Origin of the sequence: Microtetraspora sp. AC03309 (assembly GCF_020826795.1) — a bacterium.
GTDB lineage: Bacteria > Actinomycetota > Actinomycetes > Streptosporangiales > Streptosporangiaceae > Microtetraspora > Microtetraspora glauca.
This window is the reverse complement of sequence record NZ_JADDIL010000313.1, coordinates 1-699: the sequence shown is the minus strand read 5'-3', so window position 1 is coordinate 699 and position 699 is coordinate 1. Positions and strand designations below refer to the sequence as shown.

The 699-nt window shown below is 61.1% G+C and carries 1 protein-coding gene; it reads right to left on the bottom strand.

All coding sequences use genetic code 11. The annotated features are described in order from the left end of the window. Positions 1–187: 187 nt before the first annotated feature. The coding region (locus IMZ11_RS43040; protein ID WP_228649394.1) for a response regulator transcription factor at positions 188–699 on the bottom strand (512 nt) is incomplete at its 5' end.

Below are 699 nucleotides of genomic sequence, written 5' to 3'. Positions count from 1 at the left end.
GTCTTGTAGCGCGTACTCGAATGCGGTCAATGCCCGCCCGACCTGGGCGTCACTGATGTTGGTCACGTAGCTGCGAAGCGTCAGAATCGATACCGCCCCGACAGCCACCAACACCACCGTCACGACAGCGCACACGCCGATCGCTAGTCGGCTCAGCAGCGATCTCGGCGGCCACCATTGCACACGGCTACGCGCCATCGGCCGGCCGCAACATATACCCGACACCACGGGCCGTGTGAATCATCGGCGCACGTCCCGCATCGATCTTCTTGCGTAGATACGAGATGTAGAGGTCAACAATGCTGGTACGACCCGAAAACCCATAGTTCCAGACCCGGTCCAGAATCTCGGCGCGGCTCAAAACCCGCCGCGGATTGCGCATGAGATAACGCAACAGCTCGAACTCTGTGCCGGTCAGGCTCACCGGGTCGTGATCGCGGATCACTTCACGCGATGCTCCGTACAAAACGAGCCCGCCCACCCTTAGCACCTCATTGTCGGCGGTCGAAAGCACACTCGATCGCCGCAGCAGACCCCGCAGCCTGGCAACGAGCTCTTCGAGACTGAACGGTTTGGACATGTAGTCGTCGGCACCGGCCGTGAGACCAGTGACCCGATCGATCACCGAATCACGGGCCGTGAGCAACAGGGTCGGTGTGTACTGCTCACCGTTGCGCACCTGCCTGAGAATTTCCAGCC